General features: G+C 68.7%; 15 protein-coding genes and 1 pseudogene. 12 read left to right on the top strand and 4 right to left on the bottom strand.

Annotated elements, in window-relative coordinates:
* The first annotated feature begins 145 nt into the window (after positions 1–145).
* The 10 genes and pseudogenes from urtE to AC1RRP_RS13810 all read left to right on the top strand — a co-directional run bounded on the left by urtE (position 146) and on the right by AC1RRP_RS13810 (position 7,612).
* Entirely contained in the window at positions 146–838 is a 693-nt protein-coding gene (gene urtE, locus AC1RRP_RS13855; protein WP_493037084.1) for an urea ABC transporter ATP-binding subunit UrtE, read from the top strand.
* Positions 839–930: 92 nt separating this feature from the next.
* A complete protein-coding gene (locus AC1RRP_RS13850) occupies positions 931–1,698 on the top strand; it encodes an FTR1 family iron permease (RefSeq protein ID WP_493037082.1) in 768 nt (255 codons plus the stop codon).
* A gap of 103 nt (positions 1,699–1,801) precedes the next feature.
* Positions 1,802–2,911 carry a patatin-like phospholipase family protein gene (locus tag AC1RRP_RS13845; RefSeq protein ID WP_493037080.1) on the top strand — a complete coding sequence of 370 codons (1,110 nt, stop codon included), beginning with the start codon at positions 1,802–1,804 and terminating at the stop codon, positions 2,909–2,911.
* Positions 2,912–2,990: 79 nt separating this feature from the next.
* Entirely contained in the window at positions 2,991–3,347 is a 357-nt protein-coding gene (locus tag AC1RRP_RS13840) for a YciI family protein (protein WP_493037078.1), read from the top strand.
* A 113-nt stretch (positions 3,348–3,460) separates the two neighbouring features.
* Positions 3,461–3,844 (top strand): YciI family protein, encoded by a 384-nt coding sequence (locus AC1RRP_RS13835; RefSeq protein WP_493037076.1) that lies wholly within the window; start codon positions 3,461–3,463, stop codon positions 3,842–3,844.
* Between the two features lie 14 nt (positions 3,845–3,858).
* On the top strand, positions 3,859–4,386 hold the full coding sequence (locus AC1RRP_RS13830) for an SRPBCC family protein (protein ID WP_493037074.1): 528 nt from the start codon (positions 3,859–3,861) through the stop codon (positions 4,384–4,386).
* 16 nt (positions 4,387–4,402) lie between these two features.
* Positions 4,403–4,864: an SRPBCC family protein gene (locus tag AC1RRP_RS13825; protein WP_493037072.1), complete on the top strand. Its 462-nt coding sequence runs from the start codon at positions 4,403–4,405 to the stop codon at positions 4,862–4,864.
* A gap of 352 nt (positions 4,865–5,216) precedes the next feature.
* Positions 5,217–5,558, top strand: a pseudogene (locus AC1RRP_RS13820) (VOC family protein); the annotation flags it as partial.
* Between the two features lie 10 nt (positions 5,559–5,568).
* A complete protein-coding gene (locus AC1RRP_RS13815) occupies positions 5,569–6,870 on the top strand; it encodes an RNA polymerase sigma factor (RefSeq protein WP_493037070.1) in 1,302 nt (433 codons plus the stop codon).
* A 61-nt stretch (positions 6,871–6,931) separates the two neighbouring features.
* A complete protein-coding gene (locus AC1RRP_RS13810) occupies positions 6,932–7,612 on the top strand; it encodes a hypothetical protein (protein ID WP_493037068.1) in 681 nt (226 codons plus the stop codon).
* Positions 7,613–7,624: 12 nt separating this feature from the next.
* On the opposite strand, the gene AC1RRP_RS13805 is transcribed toward AC1RRP_RS13810, so the two are convergent.
* Positions 7,625–9,463, bottom strand: coding sequence for a diguanylate cyclase domain-containing protein (locus AC1RRP_RS13805; RefSeq protein WP_493037066.1), 1,839 nt, complete (start codon positions 9,461–9,463; stop codon positions 7,625–7,627).
* A 150-nt stretch (positions 9,464–9,613) separates the two neighbouring features.
* Entirely contained in the window at positions 9,614–9,952 is a 339-nt protein-coding gene (locus AC1RRP_RS13800; protein WP_493037064.1) for a zinc ribbon domain-containing protein YjdM, read from the bottom strand.
* Between the two features lie 182 nt (positions 9,953–10,134).
* Here AC1RRP_RS13800 and AC1RRP_RS13795 point away from each other — a divergent pair, with 182 nt between their 5' ends.
* Positions 10,135–11,544: a multicopper oxidase family protein gene (locus AC1RRP_RS13795; RefSeq protein ID WP_493037062.1), complete on the top strand. Its 1,410-nt coding sequence runs from the start codon at positions 10,135–10,137 to the stop codon at positions 11,542–11,544.
* A 45-nt stretch (positions 11,545–11,589) separates the two neighbouring features.
* Complete coding sequence (locus tag AC1RRP_RS13790; protein ID WP_493037060.1) at positions 11,590–11,730, top strand: hypothetical protein; 141 nt, start codon at positions 11,590–11,592, stop codon at positions 11,728–11,730.
* A 28-nt stretch (positions 11,731–11,758) separates the two neighbouring features.
* On the opposite strand, the gene AC1RRP_RS13785 is transcribed toward AC1RRP_RS13790, so the two are convergent.
* A complete protein-coding gene (locus AC1RRP_RS13785; RefSeq protein ID WP_493037058.1) occupies positions 11,759–13,075 on the bottom strand; it encodes a c-type cytochrome in 1,317 nt (438 codons plus the stop codon).
* Positions 13,072–13,842 carry a c-type cytochrome gene (locus AC1RRP_RS13780; RefSeq protein WP_493037056.1) on the bottom strand — a complete coding sequence of 257 codons (771 nt, stop codon included), beginning with the start codon at positions 13,840–13,842 and terminating at the stop codon, positions 13,072–13,074. The genes AC1RRP_RS13785 and AC1RRP_RS13780 overlap by 4 nt, the downstream gene beginning before the upstream one ends.
* Positions 13,843–13,845: the final 3 nt, after the last annotated feature.

Here is a 13,845-nt window from a genome sequence, read left to right as displayed (position 1 = left end):
GGAACCGCGCAGCGGCCCTGACTTCGGCTCGCCTTCTCTTTGCTTACTTTCTCTTGGCGAAGCAAGAGAAAGTGAGTGCGCTGTCGGGCGCATATCCCGACATGCAGGCTAGCAAAGCAAGTGGCCAGAAAGAAGTGAGCCCGACATGCTGAATGTCAAAAATATCAATCAATACTATGGCGGCTCCCACATCCTGCGCGACGTCACCCTGAGCGCCGAACCAGGCAAGGTCACCGTCGTGCTCGGCCGCAACGGTGTCGGCAAGACCACCCTGCTCAAGTCCCTCATGGGCCTGGTGCCCATCAAGAGTGGCAGCATCGAGTTCGAAGGCCAGGCCATCCACAAGGACACGCCTTATCAGCGGGCCAGAGCCGGCATTGGTTTCGTGCCGCAAGGCCGCGAGATCTTTGCGCGGCTCACCGTGGAAGAGAACCTGCGCATGGGTCTTGCCAGCAAACCCGGTGGTACGCCGATCCCGGCCGAACTCTACGAACTCTTCCCCGTGCTCAGGCAGATGCTGAACCGCCGCGGCGGTGACCTCTCGGGTGGGCAGCAGCAGCAGCTGGCGATTGCGCGCGCGCTGGCCGCGGGGCCGAAGCTGCTGGTGCTGGACGAACCGACCGAGGGCATCCAGCCCAGCATCATCAAGGACATCGGCCGCGTGATCCGCATGCTGGCCGACCGCGGCGACATGGCCATCCTGCTGGTGGAGCAGTACTACGACTTCGCGCAGGAACTGGCCGACGCGTACGTGGTGATGGAACGCGGCGCGGTGATCGCGGCCGGCCAGGGCAAAAGCATGGAGGCCGACGGCGTGCGCAAGCTGGTGGCGATCTGAGGCCAGGCGGCGCGGGCTGGGGCGTCGCTCTTGACAGCCGGGCTGGTATGGATGTCTAATGTTAATAATTCTCATTTAGACGAACCCAAGCCATGCTCGAAACCCTGGTCATTGCCCTGCGCGAAGGCATCGAAGCCTTCCTCATCGTTGCCATCACCCTGGCTTATCTGCGCAAGACCGGTCGCGCTGCGCTGGCGCCGGCCGTGTATGTCGGCACCGGCCTGGCCCTGGTGCTCAGCGTGGTGGCGGCCGTGCTGCTGCGCGAGATGGTGGTCACGCCCCTGTACGAGGGCCTGCTGGCCCTGGTGGCCGCGGCGATGGTCATCACCATGATGGTCTATATGCGCAAGGCGGCCCGGCAGCTGAGCGGCGACATCCGCACCCGCATCGACGCGGCGGCTGCGCGCACCGGCATCGGCTCCTTCCTGGCCATCGCCGGCTTCACCCTGCTGATGATCACGCGCGAAGGCATGGAGACCGCCTTCATGGTCGCCTCGCTCATGGGGCAGAGCGACGCCACGGCCATGGTCGCCGGCGCCTTGCTCGGCGTGCTGCTGGCGGCGGTCCTGGCCTGGGCCTGGTCGCGTTACGGCCAGCGTGTCAACCTGGGCCGCTTCTTCCAGGTCACGGCCATCTTCCTGGGCCTGTTCGTGTTGCAGCTGGCGCTCTATGCCTTTCACGAATTCACCGAAGCCGGTGTGCTGCCGCTGGACAACGCCTACTGGCACCTCGCCACCGAGCCCTACGGCCCCGAAGGCGAGTACGGCACCTGGCTGTCCTACGGCCTGGTGTTGGTGCCGCTGGGCTGGCTGGCGCTCACACTCTGGCGTGACGGCAACGGGGTAGGTAGCACCACCTAAGCAAGGAACATCCGGCACGCTGGCTCGCCGGGGCTTATGATCGATCCGGGTTAACCCTGATCCGACGACGTCGCCAGACGTCCTGCCCCCACAAGGAGCTGACTTGGCCGAGAGTGACACCACGCCCGCCGGCGCAGAGCCCGGCCCCCCGCCCGAGAGCGGCCTGCTCGCTTCATGGAAGCGGGCCCTGTCCGGCCCCCGCACACCAGCGCCGGTACGTCTCAACCTGGCCTTGCAGGGCGGCGGCGCGCACGGCGCCTTCACCTGGGGCGTGCTGGATGCGCTGCTCGAAGACCCGCGTGTCGAATTCGAAGGCCTGAGCGGCAGCAGTGCCGGCGCCATGAACGCGGTGGTCTTCGCGCACGGCTGGCTGCAGGACGGCCGCGCGGGCGCCAGAGCGGCGCTCGCAAAATTCTGGACCGAGCTGGGCAGGCAGATGCCCTGGGGTCTGATGACCCGGCGCAAGGGCGACTCCATCGCCTTCTCGCCCGCCGGCAAGCTGTTCTCCAGCTGGGCCGGCCAGTTCTCGCCCACCCAGCTCAACCCCTTCGACCTCAACCCCCTGCGCGATCTGCTGGCCGAGCAGGTCGACTTTGCGCAACTGCGGGCGCACAGCCCCTTCAGGCTGTTCATCGGCACCACGCAGGTGAGCACCGGCAAGCTGCGCGTGTTCCGCGAAACCGAGCTCGACGTGGACGTGATGCTGGCTTCGGCCTGCCTGCCCAAGATCCACCGCAGCGTGGTGATCGACGGCGAAGCCTACTGGGACGGTGGTTACACCGCCAACCCGGCCGTGTTTCCGCTGTTCTATGAATGCGAGGCGCGCGACGTGCTGCTGGTGCTGCTCAACCCGCTGCGCCGCGAGGGAACGCCCGCCACGGTGCCCGAGATCGAGACCCGCATCGCCGAGCTGGGTTTCAGCGCCAACCTCCTGCGCGAGATGCGCATGTTCGCCCACGCCACCCAGTTTGCCGCGGCATCGCGTTTCGGCCACGGCCGGCTGGAGCAGCGCCTGCTGGACATGCGCTTTCACATGATCGACACCAGCGAACTCGAAAGCCTGGGCCGCAGCGACAGCAAGCTGCTGCCGCACGGCCCCTTCCTGCAACTGCTGCAGCAGCAGGGCCGCGAACGCGCCCTGGGCTGGCTGGCCAGGGATGCGGCCGCGCTGGGGGCGCGTTCGTCCATCGACATGCAGGCCCTGTTCGGCTGAAGCCGCTGCAACGCGCCGGGGCTATGATGGCGCGCATCCGAGACCCCCGTTTTCCTCCGACGCCCAGGAGCTTTTTGTCATGCCGTATATGTTGCTGATGGTCGAACCCACCGGCCAGCGCCGCACGCGCACCGAGGCCGAAGGCCGCGAAGTCTATGGCCGCATGCTCAAGTTCGCCGACGATCTGCGCGCGCGCGGCCAGCTGATCGCCGTGGAGTCCCTGGCCTCGCAGGAGCGCGCCGTGCGCGTTCAGGTGCGCGAAGGCCGCGCCCAGCTCACCGACGGCCCTTTTGCCGAAGCCAAGGAGATGGTGGGCGGCTTTTTCCTGATCGACTGCAAGACCCGGGCCGAGGCTGTGGCCCTGGCCCAGCAGTGCCCGGCCGCCGAGTGGTGCACCGTGGAAGTGCGCGGCGTCGGGCCCTGCTACGAGGACTGATGTCGCCGGCCCCGGGTTTTTCCCGGCCGGCATTGTCGAATTCGCCGGTCCTCGTTCGTCGTGGGTTTGTCAGCCGGAATTTTCCGGTGGCACTCATCTGAAGGAGCGCAGACATGCGATACATGATCATCGTCAAAGCCACGCCCACGACCGAGGCCGGCCAGTTTCCGCCCAATATGGCCGAACTCATGGCCGTGATGGGCACTTTCCATGAGGAGCTGGCCCGTGCCGGCGTGCTGCTCGACGCCTCGGGCCTGGCGCCCAGCGCGCAGGGCTGGCGCATCCGCTACGGTGCCCAGGACCGCCAGGTCATCGATGGCCCTTTCACTGAAAGCAAGGAGCTGATCGCCGGCTACACCCTGATCCAGGTGCGCTCGCGCGAAGAGGCGCTGGAGTGGACCCGGCGTTTTCCCAACCCCGTGGGCGAGGGCATGGCCGCCGAGATCGAGGTGCGCCGTCTCTACGAGATGGAAGACTTTGCCAGTGTGGGCCGCTGAAAGGAGCCAGCATCATGATCAGGAACATCCTCATCGTCGTCGTGCTGGCCATCGCCGGCCTGCTCGTTTTTGCCGCCACGCGGCCCGACACCTTCACCCTGCGCCGCAGCCTGCTGATCCAGGCGCCGCCCGACAAGCTGCACGCGCTCATCAACGACATGCGCGCCTTCAACACCTGGAACCCCTACGACAGGAAAGACCCGGCCATGCAGGGCAGCTACAGCGGCCCGGCCGCCGGCCCGGGCGCGCGTTACGCATTCAAGGGCAACAAGGATGTGGGCGAGGGCAGCCTGGAGATCACGGACAGCGCACCGAACCAGGTCGGCATGCGCCTGGACATGAGCGCGCCGATGGACGCGCACAACCAGATCACCTTCACACTGGTGCCGCGCGGCCAGGGCACCGAGGTGACCTGGGCCATGGAAGGCGCCTGCCCTTTCATCGCCAGGCTCATGGGCGTCTTCATCAATATGGACACCATGATCGGCCGCGATTTCGAGGCCGGCCTGGCCAGCCTGAAGGCCATCGCCGAAAAAACCTGAGACCAAGGAGCGCACCATGACCCCACTGGAAGCAGAAGCCGCGGCCCTGGCCGCACGCGAGATCCTCAGCACGCGCCATTTCGCGCAATCGCGCGAGCAGCTCTGGGCCGCGTTTGCCGAGCCGCAGCGCCTGGCGCGTTGGTGGGGGCCGGCCGGCTTTCGCAATACCTTCGAGGTGTTCGAGTTCCGGCCCGGCGGCGCCTGGCGCTTCACCATGCACGGCCCGGACGGCAAGGATTACCCCAACCGCAGCGTATTCCACAGTGTCGAGGCGCTCGGGCGCATCCTGCTGGAGCACGAGAATGCCCCGCATTTCGAGATGCTCATCACGCTGGCGGAAGAGGCGGGTGGCACCCGGCTGCACTGGCGCATGCGTTTCGACGACGCAAGCACGCGCGAGGCCCTGGCGGGGCTGGTCGTGCCCGCCAATGAACAGAATTTCGACCGCCTGCAGGCGGAGCTCACCCGCCATACCTGATAAGGACACCCCCATGAACCAGCAGATCTACATCAACCTGCCCGTGCGCGATCTGCCGCGCTCCAAGGCCTTCTTCGGCGCCCTGGGCCAGAGCCTGTCTGCCCCGGTTTCTCAAGTGCGAACGGGGTGTCAACGGCGCCAATCTAGGCGCGCGACGAAGCCCAGACTGGCCGTCTGGGTGAGGAGTGCAACAACGAGTGGCGCCGTTGGCACCCCGTTCCCTGCGGGTTGCGGCCAAAAAAGCCATGCGGGGTGTTGCGCGGACTTGCCGGGGGCCTACCCCGGCGGCATCCACGCGCCTACCGCATGGCCTTTTTGTTCCGCAACGCATCTTGAGAAACCGGGGCAGACAGGCCCTCGCTTCAACCCGCAGTTCACCGACGAGAAGGCGGCCTGCATGGTCATCAGCGAGTACATCTACGTCATGCTGCTGACCGAACCCTTCTTCGCGGGCTTCACCGGCAAGCCTGTGGCCGACGCGCGTAAGAGCACCGAGGTGCTGATCTGCCTGTCGTGCCAGAGCCGCGATGAGGTCGACACCCAGGTGAAAAAAGCCTGGGCCGCCGGCGGCACGGTGCCGCGCACGGCGGTGGACCACGGCTTCATGTACCAGCACGGCTTCGAGGACCCGGACGGCCATGTCTGGGAGTTGGCCTATATGGACATGGCGGCCTTCCCGGCGACCGCGGCCTAAACCAGAGGGCATGCATTCCGCCACCCACGATGCCATCGCCGCGGTCTGGCGCATCGAGTCCGCGCGCATCGTGGCGGTGGTGGCGCGTTTGCTGCGCGACATCGGCCAGGCCGAGGAGGCCGCACAGGACGCGCTGGTGGCGGCGCTGGAGCACTGGCCCCGTGACGGCGTGCCGCTCAATCCCGGCGCCTGGCTCATGACCACCGCCAGGCATCGCGCGCTCGACCTGCTGCGCCGCCACAAGGTGCAGGACAGCGCGCTGGAGCAGATCGGCCTGGACCTGGAGGCGCGCGAGGCGCTGGTGGTGCCCGACTTCGTCGACGCGCTCGATGCGGCGCGGCAGGATGAGATCGGCGACGACCTGCTGCGCCTGATCTTCACCGCCTGCCACCCCGTGCTCAAGCCCGAGATGCGCGCCGCGCTCACGCTCAAGCTCATCGCGGGCCTCACCACGCACGAGATCGCGCGCGCCTTCCTGGTGAGCGAGACCACGCTGGCGCAGCGCATCGTGCGCGCCAAGCGCATCCTGCAGGAGGCGCGTGTGCCTTACGAGCTGCCCCGCGGCGCGGCGCTGGGCGAGCGCCTGGTCTCGGTGCTGGAGGTGATCTACCTGGTCTTCAACGAGGGTTACACGGCCACCACCGGCGAGGACTGGATGCGCCCCGCGCTGGTGGACGAAGCCCTGCGCCTGGGGCGCATGCTGGCCGAACTGGCGCAGCCGGAACCCGAGGTGCAGGGCCTGCTGGCCCTCATGGAGCTGCAGGCCTCGCGCATCGCGGCGCGCACCGATGCGCAGGGCCGCCCCGTGCTGCTGCTGGACCAGGACCGCACGCAATGGGATCACCTGCTGATCAGTCGCGGCCTGGCCGCGCTGGCGCGTGCCGAGACCCTGAGCGCGCAGCAGGGTCTCGCCCTGGGCCCCTATGCCTTGCAGGCCGCCATTGCCGCCTGCCACGCGCGCGCCGCGCTGGCGACCGACACCGACTGGCAGCGCATCGCCACGCTCTATGAGGCCCTGGCCCAGGCCGCGCCCTCGCCCGTGGTCGAACTCAACCGCGCCGTGGCCATGGCCATGGCACACGGCCCCGAGGCGGGGCTGGCCATCATCGAGGCCCTGCGCGACGACAAGGCCCTGCAGAGCTACCAGTGGCTGCCCAGCGTGCGCGGCGACCTGCTGGCCCGGCTGGGCCGCAACGCCGAGGCGAAGGCCGAGTTCGAACGCGCGGCGGCACTGACCCGCAACCACCGCGAACGCGCCCTGCTGCTGGAGCGCGCGTTGGCCCTGGATGAGCGCAGCGCTCCCCAGCAGTGAGCGGCCTGCGGCCCTGGCGCGTACCAGGCCATACACTCTGCGTTTATACGGAGTCACACCCATGCCCCTGCTCGGTTCAGCCGCCATGCTGCTGTCCTTCGACATTGCCCCCGAGGCGATCGCCGAGCACGACGACTGGCATACCCATGAGCACCTGCCCGAGCGCCTGTCCATTGCGGGCTTCCTGCGGGGCACACGCTGGGTGGCGGTGAGCGGACAGCCCAGGTACTGCGTGCTGTATGAAGTGGCGCAACTCGCAACGCTGTCCTCCGATGCCTATCTGCAGCGCCTGAACCACCCGAGCCCCTGGACCTCGAAGATGATGCCGCACTACCGCGGCATGAGGCGGGGCCTGTGTTCCGTTGTCGGTTCGCACGGCCTGGGCATGGGCCATCTCGGCCTGCTGCTGCGTTTCGCACCCGTTCCAGACCAACAGCCTGCCCTGCGTGCATGGCTGCTGCGAGACGTGCTGCCGCAACTGCCGGCGCGCCCGGGCCTGGGCAGCGTGCACCTGCTGGAGGGGGCGCTCACAGCCCAGATGACGAATGAGCAACGCATCCGCGGAGCCGACGCCGGTGTGGACTGGGCCCTGCTGGTCACGGGCTACGACCAGGCGAGCCTGCAAACCCTGGCAGAGGCCGAACTCGGCAAGGTGCAGTTGGAGGCGCGGGGTGCCCAGGGCATCGTCAGCGCGCTCTACCGCAGCGACTACACGCTCACCGCGCAGGAAGTCGGCGCCTGAGCGCCCTTGCACTCAGCCCTCGTGCAGGTGCACGGTGTTCTTGCCCGCGCGCTTGGCCTGGTACATGGCCTCGTCGGCCTGGCGCATCAGCATATCGAGGTCGACTTCCGTGGCGTTGAACATGGCGATGCCGATGCTGCCGCTGGACTGGTAGGCCAGGCCTTGCAGGTCATAGGGCTTGGCCATGGCGAGCAGGGCCTTGGCGGCGATCTGGCGGGCCTCGGTGCGGGCCAGCGCGGGCTCCTCGTTGAGGTGTTCCAGCACGATCACGAACTCGTCGCCTCCGATGCGCGCCACCGTGTCGGCCTCGCGCACCACACGGCCCAGACGGCTGGCGATCTCCTGCAGCAGCAGGTCGCCGGCGTGGTGGCCGTGTTCGTCGTTGATCTGCTTGAAGTTGTCCACGTCCACGAAGAGCAGGGCGCCGTGCTGGCCGTTGCGCCGCGTGAGCGTCAGCGCGCGCTGCAGGCGTTCGAGCAGGAGGCGCCGGTTGGGCAGGGCGGTGAGCGGGTCGTAGAAGGCGATGCTGCGGATCTGCTCCTCCTGCAGCTTGCGCTCGGAGATGTCGCTCATGGCCGCCACGTAGTGCGTCACGTTGCCTTGCCCGTCGCGCACCGCGGTGATCGTGGTCCACAGGGGGACGAGGTCACCGCCCTTGCGCTGGTCCCAGATCTCGCCTTCCCACTTGCCCGTCTTGCGGATGGCGTCCCACAGCGCGTCGTAGAAGGCGGCATCGTGCCGGCCCGATCGCAGTGAACTGGTCTTGCGGCCGATCAGTTCTTCACGGCTGTAGCCCAGCAGGTCCAGGAAGGCCTGGTTGGCCTGCAGGATGACGGAGCCCGCGTCGCTTACCAGCATGGCCTGGCGCGATTCGAAGGCCACGGCGGCGACACGCCGGTCCTGCTCGGCCTTGACGCGTTCGGTGATGTCGCGGGCCACGAAGACCACGGCGCGTCTGCCCTCCACCCGCACCTCCAGTTTCTGGGCCCGCCCCTCGAACACGTGCCGCCCGCCCTGGGTGTCGAGCTCGTATTCGATCTTCTGCGGCGTGCCGGCGTTCAGCGTCTGGTGCAGGAAGGCGTGGAAGCGCCTGGCCTCGGAGGCGGGCAGCACCTCGTCCATGCGCCTGCCGATGGTTTCTGAAATCGGCGCGAAGAGCAGCCGTTCTTCGGGCGAGATGATCTCCACGTAACGGCCGTCCTCGTCCATCACGAAGAGCAGGTCGGGTGAGGCCCGGGTGATGGCGCGGCGCAAGGCTTCGCTGCGCGCCAGCGCCTGCTTGGATTGCCGCTGTTCCTGCAGGTCGTGCAAGAGCAGGGCCAGCAGGGCCGTGCTCGGGGCCAGCACCAGGAGGTAGGGCAGGGCCAGCGTCTCCAGCAGCTTTTGCAGGTGCTGCATCGGCAGCAGCAGGAACCAGCCCAGGCAGACGATGTGCAGCAGCACGCCGAACATCAGGAAGTCCAGCAGCTTGGGATGGGCCCAGCCGCGGTACAGGGCGTGGCGCATCGCCAGGCCGAAGAGCACCGAGGTGGTGATGACGGTCACGCCGACCACGGCGCCGGCGCCGCCCAGCCACAGGCGGTAGGCCGCGGCGATGAGACCGGCGATGATGGCCACCAGCGGGCCGCCGAAGATGCCGGCCACGCCCAGGATGGCCGAGCGGGCATCGAAGATCACGCCGGGGGCCAGATTGGCCGGGTGCAGCATGCCGAAGATGCAGATGGCGCCGAAGATCAGGCCGGAGCAGATCCGGGCCGCGCCGATCCGGTCGCCCCAGGCGCGGATATTGAACTCGTACAGCGCCGACAAAGCGAGCAGGAGTGCGGTGCTGTAGATGAGGTCAAGCGTCATGCGGTGGGTGCTTCCCTGATCTGTGGCTTGACCCATCATAGCCAAGCACGGCCGCCAGGGCCAGTGGCGTCAGCGTGATATCCGTGCAGAAAGCACGGTCGCGCGCCCTGTGTGCGCAAAACGGGTCCGGCCGGGGGCGGCGGGCCGGGCTCAGGCCTTCTTGACGAACTCGCTTTTCAGCTGCATCGCTCCGATGCCGTCGATCTTGCAGTCGATGTCGTGGTCACCGTCCACGAGCCGGATGTTCTTGACCTTGGTGCCCACCTTCACCACCGTGGACGAGCCCTTGAGCTTGAGATCCTTGATCAGCGTTACCGTGTCCCCATCCTGCAGCAGGTGGCCGTGCGCATCCTTCCACACCCGCTGTTCCACGACAGCGGCCGCAGCCACCCGGGGCCATTCATGCGCACATTCGGGGCAGATGCAGTTGTCGCCGTCTTCGTAGGTGTACTCGGAGTGGCACTGGGGGCAGGGCGGGAAAGTGGACATGGGTTGGGCGTGGGATGGGGTTGGACAAGCCGTCACTGGCGGGCCGGATGTCGTGTTGCTCCGATTGTCTTCGATGCTGGCGTGCGCCTCGAAGGCGGCGCAGTCGAACACGATGCTGCAGAGAAGCTGTGGAATTCCACAGCAGGTAAGCTACGGTGGATCAACCGGAGCGAACCACCACCATGAAGCGCCGTGAACTGCTGCAGACCCTGGCCTGCGCCCCCGCGCTGACGGCGCCGATTTTTGGCCGGGCCGCCACGCCCCGCACCCTGAGCGCCGCCCCCGCCATGCTCGCTGCCGCAGGCCAGTCTGCGCTGCCGGTCTGGGCCTACGAAGGCCAGGTGCCGGGGCCGGTGCTGCGTTTCAAGCGTGGCGAGATGCTGGACCTGGTGCTGCACAACCAGCTGCCCGACCCCAGCACCATCCACTGGCATGGCATCCGCTTGCCCAACGCCATGGACGGCGTGCCCGGTCTCACGCAGGCACCGGTGGCGCCGGGTGAACGCTTTGCCTACCGCTTCGCGCTGCCCGACGCCGGCACTTACTGGTACCACCCGCACCTGGGCACGCCCGAGCAGGTGGACCGCGGCCTGGCCGGTGCGCTGATCGTGGAGGACGACGCGCCGCCCCCTGTGGACCTGGACCTGGTCTGGCTGCTCGACGACTGGCGGCTCGATGCGCAGGGCCGCATCGCCGAGAACTTCTACAACTTCCACGACGTGGCGCACGCCGGCCGCCTGGGCCAGCGTCTCACGGTGAACGGGCAGGTGGACCTGGTGCAGGCGCTGCAGAGCGGCCAGCGCATCCGCCTGCGCCTGGTCAACGCGGCCAATGCGCGCATCTTTGCGCTCAGCCTCGAAGGTTTGCCGGCCTGGCTGATCGCGCGTGACGGCATGCCCGCTGCCGCGGCCGTGCCCTGGGAGGGCGAGCTGCTGCTGGGCCCGGGCATGCGTACGGATTTCATCGTCGACGCCACGCGTGCCGGCCGCTTCCAGCTCAAGGACAGTTATGGCCGCGGCGAACGCGTGCTGGCCACGCTGGACGTGAAAGGCCAGGACAGCGCCGCGCGCCCCGCGCCTTTGCCCGCGCAGCGCGAGCCGCTGTCCGAGCCGGACCTGGCCACCGCGCTGGTGCACACGCTTCAGCTGGGCGGCGGCGCCATGAGCCGTGATGGCTGGCCGCAGGAATCCACGGCCGACCGCGAGGCGCGGCGCCTGCGCCTGCTGGGTGGCGCGCGCGAAGCGGCCCCGGCCTGGACCATCAACGGCCAGGCCCACATGAGCCACGACAGGGCGCATGCCGAGCATGCGGCCGAGTTCCGCGTGCCACGGGGCGGCAGCGTGCGCCTGGGTTTCGAGAACAACACGGCCTGGTGGCACCCCATGCACCTGCATGGGCACCACTTCCGTGTGTTGTCACGCAATGGCCAGGCCCTGGCCGAGCGCCCCTGGCGCGATACGGTGCTGCTGGCCCCGGGCGACCGGGTGGACGTCGCTTTCGTGGCCGACAACCCGGGCCACTGGCTGATCCACTGCCACGTGCTGGAACACCACGCCGGCGGCCTGGGCACGCTGTTCGAGGTGCAGGGCTGATAGGGTGCACCTCCTGAGGGCGGTGCGGTGCCTTAACATCACGGCATGAAAACGACTTACATCTTCGCCGCCATCCTCATTGCCAGTGTCATCGGTGCGCTGGTGCCCACCCGCCTGGTCAAGACCCTGATGCTGGTGCTCACCGGCGTGCTGGCCGCCTACGGCCTGTTCAAGTATCTGGGCTGAGCCCGGCCCGGCGGTCCACCCTCTGCGTTCAACGCGCCGCGCTCTCGCGCAGGCGCTGCACATCCAGCTCGCTCACCGGCGGGGCCTGGTGGCCCCACTGCGTGCGCAGGTACGTCAGGAGGGTGGCCACCTCGCTGTCGCTGAGTGCCAGCACAAAAGGCGGCATGCCGAAGGGGCGCGGGTGTGCCGTGGTGGCGGGCGCGAAGCCGCCGTTGAGGACCATCTGCACCAGGTTGGCCGGTGAGGCCAGGGTGACGGCGCGGTTGCCCGCCAGCGGCGGGTAGGCCCACTGGCCGTCCCGCCCGCGGACGCCCTGGCCTTGTTCGCCGTGGCATTGGGCGCAATGTTTCTCATACAGTTTGGCACCGAGCGGCGCTGGCGCCGCGGCCGGGGCAGCGGCGCGTGGCGTCCCGGTACGCGGCAGTTGCTGGAGGTACAGCGCCATCGCGCGCAAGTCGGCCGCTTGCCAGTGCTGCGTGCTGTGCTGTACCACCTCGGCCATGGGGCCGGTCACCACCGCCGTGCCGCTGCGTCCGTCGCGCAACAGCGCCACGATGTCTTCCACGGGCCAGTCCTGCACACCCGCCTCAAGCGGGTTGGTGAGCGAAGGCGCATACCAGTTCTGCGAGGGGATCAGGCCGCCGGCCGGGTCCAGGCCGCTGGCGCCCAGCGCGTTGCGCGGCGCGTGGCAGGCGCTGCAGTGCCCGAGGCCGCGCACCAGGTAGGCCCCGCGCTGCAGTTCCATCGCCTGGGCCGGCAAGTCGGCAGCCGCGACGTCCGCCTGGCCTTCCTCGAAGTACAGCGTGCGCCAGACCTTGAGCGCGGCTTGCGTGTTGAAGGGCCAGCGCAGCTGGTGCGCGGGCGCGGGGACATCCACCGGTGGGAGCTGGTGCAGGAAGGCGTAGAGCGCGTCGCTGTCGGCGCGCGTGATGTGTGTGGTGTTGTTGTACGGAAAGGCAGGCGACAGCCAGCGCCCGTCGCGCGACTGGCCGTGGTGCAGTGCGCGCCAGAAGTCGTCGCCGCTCCAGCCGCCCAGGCCCGCGGGGCTGGGCGTGAGGTTGCTGCTGTAGACCGTGCCGAAGGGGGTGGTGATGGCACGCCCGCCGGCAAAGGGGGCGCCGCCGCGCGCGGTGTGGCAGTGCTGGCAGTTGCCCAGCGTGACCAGGTAGCGGCCGCGTTCGATGGTGCCGGCATCTGCCGCTGGGGCGGAGGGGCTGGCCACGGCGACCGGCGTGGCCGGCCACAGCAGCCAGGCGAGCAGGGCCGCGAGCAGCAGGCCCAGCGCCAGCACCGGGTGCAGCCAGTCTTGTGGCCTGCGCTGCGTGTCGTGATGCAGGGGGCTCATCGCTGGCCTCCCGGCACCTTGGCGTCGCTCGCGTCGGCGGTGCGGCCATGTGCCGCGCCGCAGTCCAGCGGCAGCGGCCTGGCCAGGGCACGTGCGGGCCGCGTGTTGGCAGGAAGGGGTTGGCTGGCCAGCCAGCCGCTCACGGCCGACACATCGCGCATGCTCAGGCGCTGCGTGATAGTGGCCATGCAGTCGGGGGCCTGGGTGCGGCGCAGGCCGTTGCGCCAGGCGCCGAGTTGCGAGTTCAGGTAGTCGCGGGGCAGGCCTAGCAGACCGGGCGTGGCGGGCAACACGCCGGTGAGCGCGCTGCCGTGGCACTGCACGCAGGCCGGCAGCTGGCGCGCCGGGTCGCCGCGCAGGGCCAGTTGTTCACCGCGCTGGCGGTCCTGCGGCGTGAGGTCCACGGGGCTCGGGGCCGGGTAGGGCAGGTCCAGCCCGGCGTAGTGTTCTGCGATCTCGCGCAGGTAGCGCTCGCTCAGCGGTTCCACCAGCTGTGTCATCAGGCGGTAGTTGCGGTGGCCGTCCCGGAAATGCAGCAGCTGCTGGTAGAGGTAGCCGGCCGGCTTGCCGGCGATGCGCGGGTAGTAGCCGTCGGGCCCGGCCCGGCCCTGCTCACCGTGGCAGGCCGTGCAGGCCTGCAGGCGCTGCGCCATGCTGTCCTCGAATTTGGGCGGGGCTGCCGCGGCCGACAGCGTCAGCCCCAGGGCGGCGCCGAACAGCACGTGACGCAGGCGCAGAGGCGGGGACAGTGGCAAAGAGTCAGGCATGGT

Source organism: Hylemonella sp. GW821-FHT12C09 (genome assembly GCF_058807395.1).
Note: the sequence above shows the minus strand (reverse complement) of the source record. Positions and strands in the feature narration are given on the sequence as shown.